This is a genomic window from Vreelandella zhaodongensis, assembly GCF_013415115.1.
GTDB lineage: Bacteria > Pseudomonadota > Gammaproteobacteria > Pseudomonadales > Halomonadaceae > Vreelandella > Vreelandella zhaodongensis.
Map to the genome: position 1 here is coordinate 238,956 of NZ_JACCDD010000007.1, position 20,208 is coordinate 259,163.

At 53.5% G+C, this 20,208-nt stretch carries 17 protein-coding genes; all 17 read right to left on the bottom strand.

Features of this window, described 5'->3' with window-relative positions; genetic code table 11:
• Positions 1-23: 23 nt before the first annotated feature.
• Complete coding sequence (locus tag HZS79_RS13825) at positions 24-695, bottom strand: OmpA/MotB family protein (RefSeq protein ID WP_162217934.1); 672 nt, start codon at positions 693-695, stop codon at positions 24-26.
• A gap of 4 nt (positions 696-699) precedes the next feature.
• The gene (locus HZS79_RS13830) at positions 700-1,515 is read right to left on the bottom strand and encodes a motility protein A (RefSeq protein ID WP_162217935.1); all 816 of its coding nucleotides are present in this window, start codon (positions 1,513-1,515) and stop codon (positions 700-702) included.
• Positions 1,516-1,554: 39 nt separating this feature from the next.
• Entirely contained in the window at positions 1,555-2,256 is a 702-nt protein-coding gene (locus tag HZS79_RS13835) for an RNA polymerase sigma factor FliA (protein ID WP_162217936.1), read from the bottom strand.
• A 26-nt stretch (positions 2,257-2,282) separates the two neighbouring features.
• Positions 2,283-2,804 carry a flagellar protein FlhE gene (locus tag HZS79_RS13840; RefSeq protein WP_179928150.1) on the bottom strand — a complete coding sequence of 174 codons (522 nt, stop codon included), beginning with the start codon at positions 2,802-2,804 and terminating at the stop codon, positions 2,283-2,285.
• A gap of 51 nt (positions 2,805-2,855) precedes the next feature.
• On the bottom strand, positions 2,856-3,392 hold the full coding sequence (locus tag HZS79_RS13845) for a hypothetical protein (protein WP_179928151.1): 537 nt from the start codon (positions 3,390-3,392) through the stop codon (positions 2,856-2,858).
• Positions 3,389-5,575, bottom strand: coding sequence for a flagellar biosynthesis GTPase FlhF (gene flhF / locus HZS79_RS13850; protein WP_179928152.1), 2,187 nt, complete (start codon positions 5,573-5,575; stop codon positions 3,389-3,391). Before flhF ends, HZS79_RS13845 begins: the two co-directional genes overlap by 4 nt.
• A 52-nt stretch (positions 5,576-5,627) precedes the next feature.
• On the bottom strand, positions 5,628-7,712 hold the full coding sequence (flhA, locus tag HZS79_RS13855; protein WP_179928153.1) for a flagellar biosynthesis protein FlhA: 2,085 nt from the start codon (positions 7,710-7,712) through the stop codon (positions 5,628-5,630).
• On the bottom strand, positions 7,709-8,875 hold the full coding sequence (gene flhB / locus HZS79_RS13860) for a flagellar biosynthesis protein FlhB (protein WP_162217941.1): 1,167 nt from the start codon (positions 8,873-8,875) through the stop codon (positions 7,709-7,711). Before flhB ends, flhA begins: the two co-directional genes overlap by 4 nt.
• A gap of 118 nt (positions 8,876-8,993) precedes the next feature.
• The gene (cheZ, locus tag HZS79_RS13865; RefSeq protein WP_179928154.1) at positions 8,994-9,686 is read right to left on the bottom strand and encodes a protein phosphatase CheZ; all 693 of its coding nucleotides are present in this window, start codon (positions 9,684-9,686) and stop codon (positions 8,994-8,996) included.
• 42 nt (positions 9,687-9,728) lie between these two features.
• Entirely contained in the window at positions 9,729-10,118 is a 390-nt protein-coding gene (gene cheY / locus HZS79_RS13870; protein ID WP_162217943.1) for a chemotaxis response regulator CheY, read from the bottom strand.
• A gap of 89 nt (positions 10,119-10,207) precedes the next feature.
• On the bottom strand, positions 10,208-11,902 hold the full coding sequence (locus HZS79_RS13875) for a methyl-accepting chemotaxis protein (RefSeq protein WP_179928155.1): 1,695 nt from the start codon (positions 11,900-11,902) through the stop codon (positions 10,208-10,210).
• 33 nt (positions 11,903-11,935) lie between these two features.
• Positions 11,936-12,997, bottom strand: coding sequence for a chemotaxis-specific protein-glutamate methyltransferase CheB (locus tag HZS79_RS13880; RefSeq protein ID WP_179928156.1), 1,062 nt, complete (start codon positions 12,995-12,997; stop codon positions 11,936-11,938).
• 90 nt (positions 12,998-13,087) lie between these two features.
• Entirely contained in the window at positions 13,088-13,960 is an 873-nt protein-coding gene (locus tag HZS79_RS13885) for a CheR family methyltransferase (RefSeq protein ID WP_162217946.1), read from the bottom strand.
• A complete protein-coding gene (locus HZS79_RS13890; protein ID WP_179928157.1) occupies positions 13,957-16,119 on the bottom strand; it encodes a methyl-accepting chemotaxis protein in 2,163 nt (720 codons plus the stop codon). Before HZS79_RS13890 ends, HZS79_RS13885 begins: the two co-directional genes overlap by 4 nt.
• Positions 16,120-16,177: 58 nt before the next feature.
• A complete protein-coding gene (locus HZS79_RS13895) occupies positions 16,178-17,506 on the bottom strand; it encodes a methyl-accepting chemotaxis protein (protein WP_162217974.1) in 1,329 nt (442 codons plus the stop codon).
• 100 nt (positions 17,507-17,606) lie between these two features.
• Positions 17,607-18,107, bottom strand: a complete 501-nt coding sequence (gene cheW / locus HZS79_RS13900; protein WP_162217948.1) for a chemotaxis protein CheW — start codon at positions 18,105-18,107, stop codon at positions 17,607-17,609.
• Positions 18,104-20,182 carry a chemotaxis protein CheA gene (gene cheA / locus HZS79_RS13905; RefSeq protein WP_179928158.1) on the bottom strand — a complete coding sequence of 693 codons (2,079 nt, stop codon included), beginning with the start codon at positions 20,180-20,182 and terminating at the stop codon, positions 18,104-18,106. The genes cheW and cheA overlap by 4 nt, the downstream gene beginning before the upstream one ends.
• Positions 20,183-20,208: the final 26 nt, after the last annotated feature.

Consider the following 20,208-nt stretch of genomic DNA (forward strand, 5'->3'; position numbering starts at 1 on the left):
AGAGTTAGCCTCAAGAAAGCTTTTTACCCCTCAGCCTGTTGCCTTAACAACAGTTCAACGCGCCGGTTGGCGGCTCGCCCTTCCGACGTTGCGTTACTTTCCATGGGTTGGGTATCGGCATAACCGACTGCCCGCATGCGTGAAATAGCCACTCCTTGGCGCTCAAGGTAGCGGACAACAGCAATGGCACGTCCTACCGAAAGCTCCCAATTCGACGGGAACCTTGATGTGGCAATCGGGAGACTATCCGTATGCCCTTCTACCGAAATCTGACCATCAAAGGTATCTAGCACAGCAAAAAGGCTTTCTAACACATCTTGCCCCTGGGGCGTTAGTACGGCATCACCACTGGGGAACAGCAGGCTATCATCTATACGCAGCGTAACACCATCTTGCCCTTGAGAGACGCTTACCCCGGGGATATTGAGATCAGCCATCCGTGGCTGCAGCCCGCTATGCTGGGGATGAATACCTGTCGCCAAGCTGGCCAGCGGAAGCGAGGTAATCGAACTTGCCGAGCGCATTCGGTCACTGTCAAACGCCTCCCCGCCCCCGGGAGGCGTCAATGCCAATAGCAACACAAACAGCGTGATTAACAGCGTTAACACATCCAGGTAGCTCGTCAGCCAGCTTTCATCCCCTTCTACCGACGCTGCGGGCAGCTCCAGCGCATGCCGTGAATCCCGATCGAGCATAGCGCTATCCTTTTGCCGCTGGGCTAGCCGTGGAACGCGGTTTTACAGCGGTATCGCGAATTTCATCATGATAGTTAACAATAAAGGAGTTGAGCGTTTCTTCAATAAATGAAGGCAGACGACGCTTGGTGATTAATGAGATACCTTCCAGCACCATGTTCATGGTGATGAGCCGCTCTTCTGTACGCCGCTCTAGCTTGACTGCGATAGGCTTAAACACCAGGTTGGCGAGTAGAATACCGTAGAACGTTGTCAGCAGAGCGACTGCCATCCGCGGGCCAATGACATCTAGATCACCGGCATCCATTACCTCTAGCATATTGACCAGACCTACTAGCGTGCCGATCATGCCGAACGCTGGTGCGTAGGTAGCCATGGTACGAAAGATCTGCGCCTCAGCATGCTCCCGCGCTTTTAGTCGTGCAATGCGCCAGCGCAACATGTCGAAAATTTCGTCTTCTTTCGTATTAGCAATCACCAGTTGAATCCCCGTGCGCAAAAAGGGATTACGGGTGTGCTCTAGCGCCTTTTCAACCGCCCTGACATCGCCCTTAAACCACAGCCGTGACATCGAAACAAGCTCGTTAATATCATCCCGCACATAGGTATTTTCGCGCCGAAACACCAGGCCCACCAAGCGCACCACGCGGAGTACTTCTTTAAGCGGGTAGCTAATGAAGGTGGCGGCCAAAGTACCAGTCACCACAATGGCGAGCCCTGGTAAATTGAGAAAGCTTTCTGGCGACTCTGCAGTAAAGAACAGCACGCTTACCAGCAACAGCATGCTGGCAAAAATACCGATCAACGTAGATGGGTTCATCAACGGCTCCTCGCCGGTTATGGGTGGTTAATAGTGGCGTTAGGTGGCGTCATATAGGCGGGCACGAAGCCTGCTGATCGCTTGACTGTGCAGCTGAGACACACGGGATTCCGTCACCCCAAGCACCGCCCCCACCTCTTTAAGGTTCATTTCTTCTTGGTAATACAGCGCCATCAGCAATTTTTCTCGCTCAGGCAACGCTTCGATCGCGTCAATCAGCGATTGTCGCTGCTGCTGGTCTAATAGTTGATCAAAAGGCAGGTTGTTAGCGTCTGCCTTAGCAGGCTCACCCCCATCCGCGACGAGCTCTTCAAACGGTAACAGCTGGCCGCTGTTTGTATCGTTAAGCAATTGCTGATACTCATTGAGCGGCATATCTAAATCCCGCGCAATCTCGCTCTCCTCCGGGGCCCGCCCCAACCGCTGCTCAAGGCGACGCACCGCGTCATCTACGGCTCTAGCGGAGCGGCGCACGCTGCGAGGTAACCAATCACGCGTGCGCAGTTCATCCATCATAGCGCCGCGAATACGCTGGCTTGCGAAGGTAGCAAACGTTGCGCCTTGTGACGCATCGAAACGCCCAAGCGCTTCTAGCAAGCCCACCATACCGGCCTGGATAAGGTCATCTAACTCAATACTCGCGGGCAGTCTTACCTGCAGCGTTAAGGCCTGACGCCTCACCAGTGGCATGTATTGAGTTAACAGCTCGCTCTGTTTGATCCTGCCTTGTGCTGTATACATCCTTACGCCTCGCGGCTAAATGCTCTTCACTGGTAGTTCACAATCACTTGTAGCTCCTGCACCCGCACCGGGCGCTGGCCCGATGCTAGTGCGAAACGAAAGTGCATCGGACCATCAATTTGCTTACCGGCCAATGCTGACGTGGCGCCACGCATTGTGGGTAAGGGAACACACTGTTCAGAGTGGCATAACCAGGCATTCATTGGCACACCAACTGGGACTTGGTAGCGCCAATAGATACGACCTATTGTGGCATCTCCCACATCGGCCATTGCCGGTGGAACAATAGGCTGGCTAGAGCTCGCTCGATCACTCATGGCCACTAACACACTGGGTAGCTGAGTGCTCCAGCTGCCAACGGCCGCATGAGCGGCACCCATTAAGGTACTCAACGCGAAAATCAGAACGCTTTTATTCAATGTCGTTAGGATGAAAGCACCTGCGGTTAGCCTTACTGGCTCCCCGTGGCCTTTAAGCGGACGCTCGTGCAAGCGGTGCTTGTTGACGCGATTCCACCTCGCATAAAAAGCATAAAAGAGTAGGCGCATTGTTATCCCTAGACCCTGTTAAAACGCGATTACGTTAATGCCAGGCTGGTATTAACGCGCAAGCAGCAAAAGCTCTATTTCCAGATAACGGGCTGCCGCCTCTTGCAAGTTCTCGAGCAGCCCCCGACGCGGCAAGTGCGGCTCATGCAGCGCTAGCAACTGCTGCGGACCGCCGTTCTCTCGGAGATGTCGCAACGCGCGGTACATGGGCCCAAATGCTTCAGCATCGCTATTAATCCATAGCGCCCATCGCGAATAGCGATGTTTAAGCTGAGCAAGGTTGTCTGCATTAACATTCACAATGTGAATATCCCAATCATCCGGGTCGCCAGCCCAGCGACGGCCTAATACCGACCACTGGGCTAACCGCCCTTTTACTTTAGCTACTTGCTGCTCACCGCTGTTAGGCAGACCTATCACCATCAGCGGTCTTTGAGGCACAACAGTGGAATGCTCTTCCACCGCAGCAGGCATCACCTGAGCAACGGTGTCATCCGTAAGAGCATTGTCTTCTGCTGTCGCTTGGCGCTGCTGGCGCTGCAAATCTGCCCATTTACGAAGGCCAGCGGCTTGATCCTGGGCGCTCATGTCAGCCCCTCTCGGCTCACACTGCTTAATTGGCGAATAGCGTCACGCGCCATAAACGCGTGGACAAGGGCATCTAACATGGCGGTGTCACGTCGCTTACGCGTCGTGCCCAATAACCGTAGCAAGTCGGTACGCAGCGCTACGGCTGTCTCATCATTCGCCACATCCAAGTGCCCGGCAGCCGCTGCCACACCGCTCGCCATTAATAGACGCACTTCCGTGCTTACCTCGCCACCGTCTGCTTCTTTCAACTGCTGCCACGCGCGCTTGGTTAAGCTGGATAAACCTTCGCTTTGTAGCTGAATAACCAAAAGCGAAAGCACGTCTGCGCCTAATCGAGCAGGCGTTAACCAGTAGCGGCGAGCAATGCATTTACCATTTTCAGGGTCACGGATCTCCCCAACCCATGCCAATAGAAGATTGCCAGCGGCATCTTCCACCTGCTTATGGGTGTTCCAAAGCTGCAGCGATTGGCCACGAAAACGTACGCCAACGTGTTGCGTCAGCGAGCTATCAGTGAACAGTTGGCGTAAGGCATAACGCTCGGCTTGCCAGTGTACCCGCTGACCGGCAGACACAAGTGTGACCCAGGTCAGGTGTTGGGCTTCTAACCACGCTAACGTGGCTGGGTCTGGCAATGCAGGCAATAAGTGAACCACTGCACCTAACGTGACGCCTTGGGCTGACATGCGCGATTGCCAGCCCGCGGGCTGGCGATGCTGCAAGCTTGGCAATGCAAGCCAGCCACCATCTGCATCAAGTCCAATGTCAGGCATCGGCCAATCACAGCCACGCTCGTTTCGGCGTGGCGCCCAGGCAACCCCCAGCCCTTTCCCAGCACATGACCCGCTGGCTAATACGGCATCGAGCCGCTCGTCTTGCAGTACAACGGGCAGGGAAGCGAGATCCCAGACTGACTCCAACGCGGAGAACCCGACTATCCGCTCCCGCAGCTGCCTTAGCACCGAGGTCAGGCGTCGCCCTTGGCCCAGTACGTCCCGAGACCAACGTGGCAGGCCTACTGAGGCAGGCGCAGGCGGTGTCTCGACAAAACTCCGCCCTTTAGTAGATGGCGTGTTCAGAGCCTGATTAATTAACCCAGCAGGATCTGCTACCGTCATGTCTTCGGGCACACGCTGGCCATGGGATCCAAATAGCACCCGCAAGCCGTGTCGCATGACAATATCTAGCACGGGAGCTAAGCGACCTGCCTCATCTTGCTTGGTAATAATGCAGTCATTCAGCTCTGCGCCCGCAGCACGTGCCGCTTGGCGATAACGCAGTACCACTTCTTCTAAGGTTTCAGGCTGACTGGCAGCGTTCAGCAGCAGCACCAGCCGCACGGTGGCTTGTCCGCCTTGTAAATGAGCGATTTGCTCGATAACCCGCTGGTCACGCTGACTCATACCGACGGTGTCGATAATCACCCACTGTTTACCCTGCAATCGTCCAACTAGCTCATCAATAGGCTGCTCGGCGTCCAAGGCATACATTGGGGTATCAAGCAGTCGGGCATAAATGCGTAGCTGCTCGTGGGCGCCGATACGAAAGCTATCGGTGGTGACAAGGGCCACGGGGCGTGTGCCGTGGCGCATCACGAAACGCGCCGCCAGCTTTGCTGTGGTCGTGGTTTTCCCTACCCCTGTCGGGCCAACCAGCGCCACAATGCCAGCTTGATCAAAAAAACCGGCTTCTTCTGTAAGCACGGGCAAGCGGGCCATTAACTGCTCGCGGAGCCACGTCATCACATCGTCGCTGTCAGTATCCTGCTCCGCTAGCGATGTTGGCAGTCCTGCCAGCACCTCATCGCTTAGCTCTTCACTAAAGCCAGCGCCAAGCAGCCATTGCCGCATACGTGCTGACATAACAGCGTCTGATGAGGCGGGGGCTGTGACGGGCTGCGTGGATAATAGCTGCCTCATCTCTTGCATCTCTCGCAGCAGACGCTCACTCATTGTCTGTAGTGGATCTGAGTCAGGCTGCGAAAATGCGGTAGGACTTGGAGGCGCTGGCCAGGTGGGAGAAGGCTCAAAGTGGTCTACCGCCTCATCCGCCATCGCGAGTATTTCAACACCACCTTCCGTGCGGCGATTGGCGACAATTAAAGCGTCATCGCCCAATGCTTCGCGCACTTGGCGCATGACGTCGCGACTGTTTGCACCAACAAATCTTCTAACGCTCATACGCTACTCTTGCCTCTGTTTGAGTGGTTCCCACAGGCGTTGTGTATAAACGTCACTGCCTTCCGCCCACTAGCGTCGTGACCCGTAATGTCCGGTCATCAGGAATCTCCGCCTGAGACATCACCACTAAATGGCGTACCCGGCGGCGTAAAAAGCGCGACAGTACGGGACGTAAGGAGTGCTGAACCACAAGAACAGGCGCTTCCCCACTGGCCTCGTGACGCTCTAGCGCTTGCTGTGCTTGGTTCATTAGCGTGTCTGCCAAACCAGGTTCCATGGCACCGTTACCATTCATCGCTTGCAGGAGCACTTGCTCTAGCTGTGCGTCGAGCCCCATCACTTGCAAGGTATCTTGGCCTGCAAACCACTGCTGCGTAATAGCGCGGCCCAGGGCAATACGCACCAACGCGGTTAGTTCGTTAGGATCTTGCTGCTGCCCTGCGTACTCGGCCAACGTATCCAGCACGGTGCGCATATCACGAATCGAGACATCTTCATCCAGCAGGTTTTGCAAAATACGCTGCAGCACAGTGAGTGAAATAGCCTTCGGCACCACTTCCTCGACCAGCGACTTTTGGTCGTCGCCCAGCTTATCAAGCAATTTCTGCACTTCTTGACGCCCCAGCATTTCAGGCGAATGACGGTGTAGCAGGTGGTTTAAGTGGGTAGCAATCACCGTACTCGCATCCACCACGGTATAGCCGTACACCTGAGCATGCTCGCGCTGATTGGCATCAATCCAAACAGCAGGTAAGCCGAAAGCAGGGTCTTGTGTTGGCGTACCCTGTAGCTCTCCCGATACCTGGCCTGGGTCTATCGCCAACCACTTCCCTGGCTGCGCTTCTGCACGTCCAATTTCGGCACCCTTCATAGAGAGCACGTAGGTGTTAGGAGGCAGCTCAAGGTTATCTCTGATATGCACCACTGGCGGCAGAAAGCCTACCTCTTGAGCAAACTTCTTACGTACGCTTTTAATGCGGCTCAGAAGCTCGCCTTTTTGGCGGGAGTCCACCAAGGGAATAAGCCGATGCCCAACCTCAAGGCCCAAGGTATCCACCAGTTGCACATCCTCCCAACTCGCCTCTGGCGACTCTTGTTGAGGCGGCGGTGCCGCTAACACCTCTTCTTTTAACAATGCCTGCTCTTTTTGGCGTATCAGGTACCAGGCCAAGCCTGCCAGCAGTGCGGTAAAAATCAGGAAAACCAAGTTGGGCATGCCTGGCACCATGCCTAGCAGGCCCATGACCATCGCAGCCAGTATCATGACCTGAGGGTTAACAAACAGCTGGCTGATCATTTGCTGACCAACGTCCTGCTCGGTATTTACCCGAGAAACCGTCACACCTGCGGCGGTTGAAATGACGAGGGCAGGTATCTGAGCCACCAGGCCATCACCAATGGTCAGCAATGTATAGGTGCGTGCAGCATCAGAAAAGCCCATGTTGTGCTGCATCATGCCAATCAATAACCCACCAATAATATTGACCACCATGATGACCAAGCCGGCCATGGCATCACCGCGTACAAACTTACTGGCGCCATCCATAGAGCCGTAAAAATCTGCTTCCTGAGCTACCTCTGCACGGCGTTTTTTGGCGTCTTCTTCGCCAATCAAGCCTGCGTTTAGGTCCGCATCGATCGCCATCTGCTTACCCGGCATCGCATCCAATACGAAGCGCGCGCCAACTTCCGCGATCCGCCCGGCACCTTTCGTGATTACCATGAAATTGATGATGACCAGTATCAAAAAGACCACTAAGCCAACCGCAAAATTACCGCCCACCAGGAAGGTACCAAACGCTTCGATGACCTTACCTGCGGCGTCCCCACCCTGATGCCCTTCCATCAAGACAACTCGGGTCGAGGCCACATTGAGCGATAGTCGCAGCAGGGTGGTGAACAGCAACACAGCAGGAAAAGCCGCAAAATCGAGCGGCTTCTCTGCAAACATGCTGACCAACAGGACCATAATGGCCAGCGCGATATTGAAGGTGAAGAGCAAATCAAGAACAAAGGGCGGTAAGGGCAGTATCATCATGCCCAAAATCATCAATATCAGCACCGGCCCAGCCAGCAGCTTCATGCGCACGTCGCCCATCCAGTCGCGCTGATTGATCAGTTGGCTTAAACCTTTCATGGTTGCGCCTCACTACCATCGGCATGGCGGTTGGGGCGTTCCATTTCAGGGGGAACGGATAAATTATCTGGGGTGGGGGGCACCTCGCCTCCTTGTTGTGCAACTTGCTTCAGGCGGTAGGCCCATGCCATGACTTCGGCCACGGCGGTATACAGGTCTGCGGGTACTTCAGCGTCTAAGTCTACGTGGTGGTAAAGCGCTCGCGCCAAGGGAGCAGCCTCCAACCTTGGCACACCAGCTTCCAGCCCTATTTCGCGAATACGCGCAGCGACGGCATCGGCTCCTTTGGCCACCAGTTTGGGAGCTCCCATGCTGCCCTCTTGATACATCAGAGCCACCGCATAGTGAGTCGGGTTGGTGATAATCACGTCTGCTTCGGGCACTTTGTTCATCATGCGCCCCCGTGCCATCGCCTGCTGCTGCTGACGAATACGGCCTTTTACATGGGGATCGCCTTCAGACTCTTTATGCTCTCGTTTTACCTCTTCCTTGCTCATACGTAGCTTTTTAGCGTTGCTCCAAAGCTGAAAAGGCACATCAATCAGAATAACCACAACTAACGATAAAACGATCAAGCCTGCGGCTAGCGCTGACATATTCAAGGCAGTCGCTAATGCTTGCTGGATGGGCTGGTCCATTAGCCCCAAAAACTTGCCAACGTTGGCATAGATAAACGACGCGGCAATGCCGCCGACCAGAACTGATTTCGCAATCGCTTTCGACAGTTCAATTAATGCCTGCGTCGAGAAAATGCGTTTCAGGCCTTTCACAGGGTTTAGCTTCGATAACTTAGGCTGCATCGACTTTGCTGATACCAACCAGCCGCCAAGCAGCGCTGGCGCTACAAGGGCAATGACCGACAACAGCAAAAAAAGCGGCAGCATGACAAACAGAGTGCGCTGGCCTAGGTCCAGCGCATTCACCAGCATGGGGGTACTTTCCATCACTTGGCGGCGTTCAAATAAAAACGCCTGCTCCATCACCATACCCAGCTGGTCATAGAGCATTTGCCCCATGCTCCACAGCCCAATTACACCACCCAGTAGCAACAAAAAGGTCGACAGCTCTCGGGATCGGGGAACCTGCCCTTCCTCACGGGCTTTCTCCAAGCGCCGAGGGGTGGCTTCTTCTGTCTTTTCCTGATCGCTATCGTTCTCTGCCATGCGGCCATCCGGCGGTGTCTTGCGTGGCTTACCATAAAGTCAGCCGCCCCAAAGGACGGCTGAACAAAACACCTATATTGCCAGATACGGTTTTTTACAATGGCTTAATAACAACGCATTAAAAGCCTAATTCGTCCAATAAGTCATCTACCTGATCCTGACCGGTGACAATATCTGGGGAATTACCTTTGACCTGAGGACCATTTAACAGCTCTTCATTGCGACGAGCGTTTTCGTTTTTCCACTGATCTTCCGCCTTGCGCTGCATCGACTCTCTGGCTTGCGCGCCCGGCACATTATCGATTAACACCTGCACCAACTGATGCTCGATCTCTCGAATAACATCCATCATTTTTTTGATGACTTGACCAGTAAGATCCTGAAAATCCTGGGCCATCATAATATCTAGCAGCTCTTTGTTAGTCGCTGCTGCGATAGTCGGTACGTCGCTTAAGTAGGTGCGTGTTTCTTTGACTAACGCTTTGGCATCATCCAGCTCTTTGGGAGCTTCAAACCATTCAGCCCAACGCTTATCCAATGCCTCAGCACGGTCAGAAAGCTGGTCTTGTAACGGTTGCGCGCGATCAATGGCATTTAACGCACGATCTGCAGCTTGCTCGGTCATGGTTGCCACGTAGTGCAGCCGATCACGTGCATCAGGAATCGCTTCCGCCGCTTTCTCGATCTCTTTGTCCAAGCCTAGCTCTCGCATATTGTCGCGCAACATGCGGGTCAGTTTGCCGATGCGAAAGATCAAGTCCTCAGCCGCTTCCTCGGACAGTTGAGTAGCGTTCTGCTCATGCTGACTCATAGGGGTGCCTCCTCGTTAACCGAGCATTTAAGCGCAGCCGCTTCATTTGCTCATTTTCTCGAAGATTTTGTTGAGTTTTTCTTCAAGGGTGGCGGCAGTAAACGGCTTGACAACATAACCGTTAGCCCCTGCTTGCGCAGCAGCAATAATGTTCTCTTTTTTGGCTTCTGCGGTCACCATCAATACTGGCAAGCCTTTCAATGCATCGTCTTGGCGAATCTCTTTGAGCATTTCCAGGCCGTCAAGGTTAGGCATGTTCCAATCAGACACGACGAATTCAAAGTTGCCCGCCCGCAGTTTGTTCAGAGCATCTTGACCATCTTCTGCTTCATCTACGTTGGTAAAACCCAACTCTTTTAACAAGCTGCGAACGATCCGACGCATAGTGGGAAAGTCGTCAACTACCAAAAAACTCATGTTCTTATCGGCCATTGGTCATCCTCTTATTTAATATGTTTTAAAAAAAACAGGTGCTTATAAACAGCGATTAAGGTGACTGGTCATTCAGTCAGAGGTCAAGATTAGAACGCTTCCCACTCGTCATGGTGGCTGTGTTCTGGTGTTCGGCGCGCAACCGGCATGGTAGCAGCAGGTTTCGCGGCCAGCCCAACAGCAGGCTGGCTGTGGGCTGGTAAGGCTTGGCGCTGTTGATCCTGTACGCCAAGTAACTTAAATACCGCTACCGCTTCTTCTAACCGGTTGGCTTGTTCTTCTAGCGACATCGCCGCTGCTGATGCTTGCTGAACCAGCGCCGCGTTCTGCTGCGTCACTTCATCCATTTGCCCTACCGCTTGGCTGACCTGCTCAATACCATCACTTTGCTCCTGAGAAGCCGCCGAAATTTCATCCATAATATCGGTTACTCGACGCACAGCGGTGACAACATTGGTCATGGTCGCACCCGCCTGTTCTACTAGCGTAGAACCTTGTTTGATCTGTGTAACGGACGCATCAATCAGCGTTTTAATTTCTTTAGCTGCATCAGCACTGCGACTGGCGAGGTTGCGAACTTCTCCCGCCACGACGGCAAACCCACGCCCTTGCTCGCCAGCACGTGCCGCTTCTACCGAAGCATTGAGAGCCAAAATATTGGTTTGAAAAGCGATAGAGTCAATCACACTGGTGATGTCTGCCACTTTCTGAGAGCTGGTCGAAATTCCGTGCATGGTTTGCACGACCTGCTCCACCACCTGGCCACCTTGCTCGGCAGTAGTCGAGGCGTCCGCTGCCAGCGTACTTGCCTGACGCGCATTATCGGCATTTTGTTTAACCGTTGCCGTCATCTGTTCCATGCTGGCAGCCGTTTCTTCAATGGAAGCAGCCTGCTGTTCGGTACGTGATGACAAATCCGCATTACCACTCGCAATCTCTCGCGTGCCGTGATGTATTTCACCGCTACCTTCTCGTACGCGAGCCACTGTCGCTGTCAGGTTTTGCTGCATAACGGCCATCGCCGTAAACAGCCGGCCCACTTCATTGTGACCCGATTCGGGTACTGGCTCAGTCAAGTCTGCTTGGGCAATTTTATCCAAACGCCTGACCGCATCATTTAAAGGTGCAATCACAGTGCGACGCAAGGCACCATAAATAAGTAGCGTCACGAGCAACGCAACCGCAACGGCGAGTGCATTGATCCACATAAACACATTGCCTTGAGCGTCGGCGTCGCTACGGATGCGTTCGACACGCTGAAAACCATACTGAACAAAGGCGGTGGTACTGCTTGCTAGGTGACTCAGCGGGTCAACCAGCTCCTCTCGCAAACGATTAAACGTATTGATATCCATCGTTTCAAACGTCACGTGCTGCTGCTTAACTAAGTCCATTACCTCGCGAAAGTCTGCGATCAGCGCATCACCCAATGCATCGCCCTGATCAGTGCGTGGCGTGGCAACAAACTGCTCAAAGCGCTGCTCTGCACGCTCGATACGATCCAGAGCAATGTCAACCTGTTCATTAGACTGACGGGTTTGGCCTACCATTAAGAAATTGGAAGCCGTTTCCATCGCTAGCATCGCTTGATTAAGCAGCGAGTCTGCCCGATTAATCTCGTTAAGTTGATCGTTACTAATCAAGCTGTAAGTCGATAGGTTGGCCTGCGCATTACGGTCTGACATGAAACTGATACCTGCTAACACCAAGATCAGCATGACAAAACTGGTGAGCGCGATGATAACCGCAGAGTGAATACTGATGTGCCGCAGTGAGCGTGTCATTTCTTTTGTTCCCCTTACGTTGTTATGGGGTTGTTATACCCGCTGTGCACGTCCTGAAGCGGCAATTAATGCCATCAAACGTGACGGGATGTCTTCTAACGCCACCACATCAACCGCCCCCCCCATCGCGATGGCCTCTCTGGGCATGCCAAACACCACACAGGTTTCTTCGTTTTGTGCAATGGTGGCAGCGCCTGCTTGACGCATCTCTAATAGCCCTGCTGCGCCGTCCTTACCCATCCCAGTCAAAATCACCCCAATGGCATTTTTACCAGCATGTTTTGAGGCAGAATGAAACAGCACATCAACAGAAGGCCGGTGACGGTTGACCGGCGGACCATCATTCAGGCGCGCCACATAGTTGGCACCGCTGCGGGCAAGCTCAAGGTGCTGGTCACCTGGGGCAATATAGGCGTGCCCTGGCAAAACACGCTCGCCATCGGCGGCCTCTTTTACGCTAATACGGCACAGCCGATCTAGCCGTTCGGCAAAGGAACGCGTAAAGCCACCAGGCATGTGCTGCGTAATCAAAATCGCTGGAGCATTCGCCGGCAGTGGTTCTAGCACTGACCGAATCGCCTCTGTGCCGCCAGTAGAAGCGCCAATGATAATCAGCTTTTCACTGGACACCATGGGGGCTTTCAATTGAGTGGGCGGCGGCGCATTTTTATGACGCGCCTGACGCGGGCGCGAACGCGCGGCGGCACGCAGCTTATCGGTAATTTCAGCCGCATACTCCATCATGCCGCTACGAATACCTAGGCTAGGCTTGGCCACAAAATCTAACGCGCCCAGCTCCAACGCTCGCAGGGTGATTTCTGAACCACTCTGAGTAAGCGATGACACCATAAGCACTGGCATGGGGCGTAGCCGCATTAGCCGCTCCAGGAAATCGAGGCCATCCATCCGCGGCATTTCTACGTCTAGCGTTAGCACATCAGGGTTGTGTTGTTTAATCAGATCTCTGGCTGCAATGGGGTCTGGCGCAACGGCGACGACTTCCATGTCTGGCTGTGAATTGATTATTTCAGTCAATAAGTCACGAATCAGCGCCGAATCATCGACACACAACACTTTGATTTTGGCTGCGTTCACAGCACGCCTCCTTTATACGGTAAACACCTGTGTGCCGACCCACTCCGATTGGGCGAACGCCCCCAGAAGTGCCAAACCCACGAAACCGATTTATTTTTTTGCGAGGGTATAGACCGTCTGCCCACGCAGCTTGAATGCATCACTGATGTACGAGAAATTTTCCGAGTGGCCAGCAAACAGCAGGGCATCTGGCTTCATCAACGGGGCAAACCGCTTGAGAATCTTGGCCTGAGTATCTTTATCGAAATAAATCATTATGTTGCGACAAAAAACGGCATCAAAAGGGCCTTTTACCGACCACTGGGGTGCCAACAAATTTAGCGGTACAAACTCCACCAGGGCCGATACTTCTGGACGCACCCGCGCTAGGCCTGCGTGACCACCGGTGCCTTTTTGGAAAAACCGCTTTACCCGCGAATCGTCTAATTTGCGCACTTGTTCAAGCGGATAAATACCGGCGCGCGCTTTGCTCAGCGCGTCCGTATCAATATCGGTTGCTACTACCTTGGCTTGCGCGGCTTTTGGTCCTAGCGTCTCGAGCAGCGTCATCGCAATGGAATAAGGCTCTTCACCCGTCGAGGCCGCAGAGCACCAGATAGTGACGGGCGTTTGTTTTTGCTTGATGTGCTCGGCTAACAGTGGAAAGTGGTGGGCCTCGCGAAAAAACGCCGTAAGGTTGGTGGTTAAGGCATTGGTAAATGCCTCCCACTCTTTAGCATCTGGCTGACGCTCCAGTCGCGATAGGTAGTCGGTGAAACGCGTGATACCGTGGTGGCGCAGCCGCTTCGCTAAACGGCTGTAAACCATTTCACGTTTATGTTCAGCAAGCACTATTCCGGCGCGCAGGTAAATCAGCTCTCTTATGCGTGAAAAGTCAGCGTCCGTTAGCACAAGGTCGCGCTCGATCTGCCCCCCTGATGCCCACTGGCTGGCCTCAGCTCCCCGCTCGCGTTGGTCGATCAAAATTCTTCCCACTCCTCTACAGAGGCCAGCGGCCGCTTTGTTGGCGACGTAGGCAGTTTACTCGGGCTTTCAAGGAGCTGAGTCGCACTGCCGCGATAGGTATTAAGTGCAGAGCCGGATGCATGGGGGGCGCTATGATTGCTCAAGCGGAACGCTTCAACAGACAGTGCCAATAAGCCCGCTTGCTGCTCTAATGCCACCGCGGCACGTGCTGTTTCCTGAACACGTACGGCATTTTGTTGGGTTGCTTGATCCATTTCCGCCACAGCTTGGTTGACTTCCGCAATACCATGACTCTGCTCTTCAGACGCTGACGAAATATCGTGCATAATCTGAGTGACATTTCGCGCAGCATCGGCAACCTCGCCTATCGCTTCTTCCGCTTTTTTGACCAGTCCAGCGCCAGCATTTATTTCTAGATTAGAGCCGTCTATTAGCCCGCGAATCTCTTTAGAAGCGCTTGCACTACGACCTGCTAGATTACGGACTTCTTCGGCAACCACCGCAAAACCGCGACCATGCTCACCTGCCCTAGCGGCTTCAACTGACGCATTGAGTGCCAGGATATTGGTTTGGAAAGCAATCGAGTCAATCACGTTGATGATGTCAGTCATTTTTTGCGAGCTTTGGGTAATTCGCTGCATATTCTCGACTAACTGCGACATGAGTTCCCCAGTCTGCGTCACCTGCTTAGCATTATTATCGGCAAGGCGGCGAGCTTCTTGAGCGTTATCACTGTTTTGTCGCACGGTTGTGGTCATTTCTTCCATGCTGGAGGCCGTTTGCTGTAGCGACGCCGCCTGCTGCTCGGTACGCGAGGACAACGCTTCGTTACCACTGGCAATATCTTGGGCGGCGGGCGTGACCACATTAATGCCGCCTTTTACATCACTGATAATGCTACTCAAACTTTTACGCATGGTATTCAGCGACTCCATCAGCAGACCGACTTCATCACGCTGGTGGGGGGGCACTTTGGCGGCTAGGTTTCCACCCGCTATTTGCAAGGTAAAACGTGATGCGCTCTTCAGCGGTCGAACAATCGAGCGTAACGTAATAGCTCCCAATAGGATAAGCGCCAACAAGCCACTCCCCAGTACAACAGCCTGGGCACTGAGCATACGGGCCTGACCTCGCTCAGCATCAACAGCCATGGATTCCGCGGCGGCTTGTTTCTGAGCGATCAGCTGATTCACCATGGAAGAGAGCTCACGCCCTTCGTTATTCATCACGCTCGTAATTGCATCCAAGCCGACAAACACTTCATACGTATCTTCGGCCTGTAGAACGGTTGATGCTCGCAACATGCCATTGTCTAAAAACGCCTGTAACCGCTCATTGAACGAGGTGGCAAGTGTTGAGACGTTAACCTCACGAGAGTAGTACTGCTGCCAGACGGACTCGATCGTCGCGGCACTGTCAGCAACCATTTCACCCATCTCGAAGCGCTGTTGAATCAGCTCCATACGTTCTGGCTCAATCATGGCTTGGCGGGTTTGCGCGATGGTTTGATCAATCTGTTGCAGGCGAATGACATCACCCAGCCCATCATTGTTAAGCGCCGTAAGGCGCTCGCCCGATACGTTGATGCCATACAGCCCAAGGCCACCACTTACCAACAGCAGCGCACCTGCCACCACAATCATGCCAACCAATTTAGCGCGAATGGTATCAAGCCGTATCCGCTTTAAGCGCTGGGCAAGGCCTTTCTTGCGTAGCTTCCCCTTGTCTAGATAAAGCTGCTTGTTGCGTCCTTCACGAATTTCAGCGTAGGCTTGCTCCGCTTGCGCAATCGCCTCTCTAGATGCCTGCACCCTGACAGAGGCGTACCCCACTACTTGGTCTTCCTCAACAATGGGTGTAACGCTGGCACTTACCCAGTAGTGGTCACCATTTTTACAACGGTTTTTAACCAGCCCTCGCCATGTTTCACCGCTTTTCACGGTCTGCCACAGGTTTTCAAATGCCACTGGCGGCATATCTGGGTGCCGAATCAGGTTATGCGGCGCGCCTATCAGCTCTTCATGCTGGAAACCACTTATCTGGATAAAGGCAGGGTTTGCATAGGTAATGCGCCCTTTAAGATCCGTACGCGAAACGAGGAAATCATCACTCTGGAGTTCAACTTCACGCTGAGTGACTGGCTGGTTATTACGCATCCGCATACCTTATTTTTAGTATTAAAGCCGAGGAAGTAATGAGCCTAAACCGCACGACTTAAAACGCTTCCCACTCATCGACTGCCGTGTTACGAGCAGGTGTTTTTTTGGCCGCCGTAGCTGGGACGGCAGGCACTTGCTGAAGGGCACGAGGCTGCAATGCGTGGCGAGATACGGGATTACTCGTCAGCCCATGACTAGGCCCAACATGAAAGCGCTCGACAGCCTCTCTCAAGCGCGCCGCTTCGCTCTCTAACTCATTGGCACTGCGTGCTGCCTGCTGAACCAGCTGAGCATTTTGCTGCACGACCTGATCCATTTGGGCCACCGCTTGATTCACCTGACCAATGCCATTGCTTTGTTCTTCAGAAGCGGCTGCGATCTCATCCATAATATCGTTGACCCGTTGAACGGCAGCGACAAGATCCTGCATGGTTTGTCCCGCGTGGTTCACCCGCTGGGTACCTGCGTCGACTTTGCCAAGCGATGCATCAATCAGGGTGCGAATTTCTTTGGCGGCATTGGCACTGCGGCTAGCGAGACTGCGAACTTCTTGCGCTACCACGGCAAACCCTTTGCCATGCTCGCCAGCGCGGGCGGCCTCTACCGACGCATTCAAGGCAAGAATGTTGGTTTGAAAGGCAATGTTATCGATGACCGTAATAATCTCGGCGACCTGGTGGGAGCTCGCGCTGATGTCTTGCATGGTTTCAACAATGTTGGACACTTCTTCGCCACTGCGTCTGGCGGTTAGCGTTACCTCATTGGCGAGCTGGCTGGCTTGTAGCGCATTGTCTGCATTGTGCCCCACGGTAGAGGCCAACTGCTCCATGCTGGAGGCCGTCTCTTCCAGGGAAGAGGCTTGCTGCTCGGTTCGTGAAGAGAGGTCATTATTGCCACTGGCGATATGCTGAGAACGCTCAAAAATCGACGCGCCGCTTTGACGAACCACACCGACAGTCTCAGACAGCGAAGACTGCATATGCGCCATCGCGCTATAGAGTCTGCCAATTTCATTATTGCCGGGAGAGGTAATCTGCTGGCTCAAATCGCCCTGAGCCATTTTCTCGAAGTAACCTACTAAGCGATCCAGGGGACGCAGTACATTAACGCTCACGCCCCAGATCACCACCGTCACCGTTAATCCGGTCATGATGACAACGCCAATTAACACCCAACGAATACGGGCAGCAAAATCGCCGAATGCCGCTTGCTGCACCTGTAGATCATTCGACGCCTGCACAATGGCTGCGCCATGGTGGAGTGCATAAAGCCCTATGCCACAGGCCACCACCACCAAGATTGAAAAGGTGGCCAGTACCAGCCCCCAGCTCAGACGTACGGTCATATTGCTCATCACTTGACGCATTAGCGGTGTCACACGCATTACTCCAAACACAACCGTATCGGCAGGCGCTATCCGTTGCACCAGAGGGCTGTTTTTTGGCTTACGGAAGGCACGCTCCCTGTGCCGGGCAGTAATAGGGTTAGCGGTTGCTAGTGCTGTCGACGAGTGCCATTTCTTCGCTGGTCAGCAGCTTATCGATATCCACTAACACCAGCATGCGATCTTCGAGGCTCCCTAGCCCGCTCAAGAAATCAGAGGAGAGCGTGACGCCAAATTCAGGCGCTGGCTTGATTTGATCGGGTGTCAACGTCATAACATCGGACACGCCATCCACCACGATACCAACCACGCGGTCGGCCACATTAACGACAATAACTACCGTTTGGCCGCCGTACTCCACACTGTCTAGGTGGAACTTAATGCGCAGATCAACAATAGGCACAATGACGCCGCGCAGATTGGTCACCCCTTTAATAAAGTCTGGTGCATTGGCAATCCGAGTAACATTTTCGTATCCGCGTATTTCCTGAACCTTAAGAATATCGATGGCGTACTCTTCTTCCCCCAAAGAGAACACCAAGAATTCGCGATTATCCGCTTCTGCGGCGGACAGAACCGCTCCATTGTTTGCTTGGCTCATGACGGCTCAGCCTCCTGGTAATAAGAGAGATGTGGATAATTCACCTGCTTTCCGGCTTCTTTCTTGGCACGGCTTAACCGGTGTAAACCTGTAATATCTAGAATTAGCGCAACGCTACCATCACCCAGGATAGTGGCCGCCGAAACACCCGGCACTTTGCGATAATTATCTTCTAAGTTCTTTACAACCACCTGCTGCTGGCCAATCAACTCATCGACCAACATGGCATAGCGACGGCCTTCGCCCTGAACAATCACGGCAATACTTTTGGTCGGGTCGGTAATGGCATTTTCGACATCGAGAACTTCATGGATAGCGATAACAGGAAGGTATTCATCGCGCACCTTAAGCACCACATCATCTCCCGCCATGGCATACATATCGCCTTTGGCAGGCTGTAACGACTCAAGCACCGTGGAAAGCGGCAAAATAAAGGTTTCACCACCCACTTTGATAGACATACCATCAAGAATGGCGAGGGTTAACGGCAACACAATACGCGTGTTGGTGCCCTCACCTTTCTTAGATTGAATTTCAACCCGGCCTCCCATGCCTTGAATATTCCGCTTCACGACATCCATGCCGACACCACGGCCAGAGACATCGGTGACTTCTTTTGCCGTGGAGAAACCCGGCGCAAAAATCAGCTGGAAGACATCTTCGTCGGGCATGTTGTCGGAAACGTTCAAGCCGTTTTCACGCGCTTTTGCCAACAGCCGGTCGCGGTCCATACCGGCACCGTCGTCACGAACTTCTATCAGAATGTTGCCACCCTGATGACGTGCCGATAGCACCAGCTTGCCAATCCGGGGCTTGCCTAACGCCTCTCGCTCGTCAGGCATCTCAATCCCGTGGTCTAAGCTGTTACGCACCAGGTGCGTTAGCGGGTCGGTAATACGCTCAACCAAACTTTTGTCCAGTTCAGTGGATTTACCTTCAGTGACCAGCTCAATTTCTTTGTTCAATTTACCGGCAGTATCGCGCACAACGCGGGGAAAGCGGCTAAACACAAACTCCATTGGAATCATACGGATCGACATCACCGCTTCCTGAAGATCCCGCGCGTTACGCTGAAGCAGGCTCATGCCATTTTGTAAGGAGCTGTTGCCAACAGACTGATCACCAAGATCGCTGACCGTTTGATCCAGCATCGACTGAGTGATGATCAGCTCACCGACCAAATTGATAATTTGGTCGACTTTGTCTACCGACACACGGATTGAGGAGGACTCAGGAGCCGCTTTTTTAGCCGCTGGCTTGGCTGGCTTTTGGGGCGTTGGTGCACTGCTGGCAGGTTTGGCAGACTCTGGGGGCACTACCTCATCAACGGCTTCGTCTGCTGGTGGGTCTAACGCAAGATTAGCGTTGGCAGCTTGATCAACGTCTGTCACGCTAATTTCGATCTGCTCAGGCTCAATAATGAAGCACATCACCGCTTCGATATCATCACCACTGACGTCACCCGTCACGATGACTTCATAACGCTTTTCATCCCCCGAATGCGACTGGACATTGCCCAGTTGCTCCAGCTCTTCAACCAGCAACGTGCGATCTTTTTCACTCACGTTCAGCAGCGCCACCATGAGTTGGCGCTCGCTTTGCGGGGCAGCTTCCGTGGCCTCAGAGCTAGCTGACGATGTTTGTTCAATCAACGGCGCCGGTGCCACCGGCGCATCCAACGTCTGCCCAATTTCTTCCAGCGCTATCTTTTGCAGTGTTTGGCAAATGCGTTCGTAAGCTTCCTGGTTCGGCTCTTCCTCGTTGCGATAGGCATCGAGTTGCTCATGCATGATGTCTTTTGCCTCTAAAAAGGTATCAACGAGGTCGGCTCGCAGGGTCAATTCACCTTTGCGGGCATGGTCCAATAGGTTTTCAAAGATATGCGTGGTTTTTTGCAGCACGCTAAAGCCGAAGGTGCCCGCCCCTCCCTTAATAGAATGGGCTGCGCGGAAAATAGCGTTTAGCTGCTCGCTATCCGGATCATCGACATCCAGTTCCAGCAGGTGCTGCTCCATATCGGCCAGCAGCTCTTCAGCCTCTTCAAAAAAGGTGTCAAAAAAATCCGCTATATCCATGCACCGCTCCACGTCATAGTGTTGTT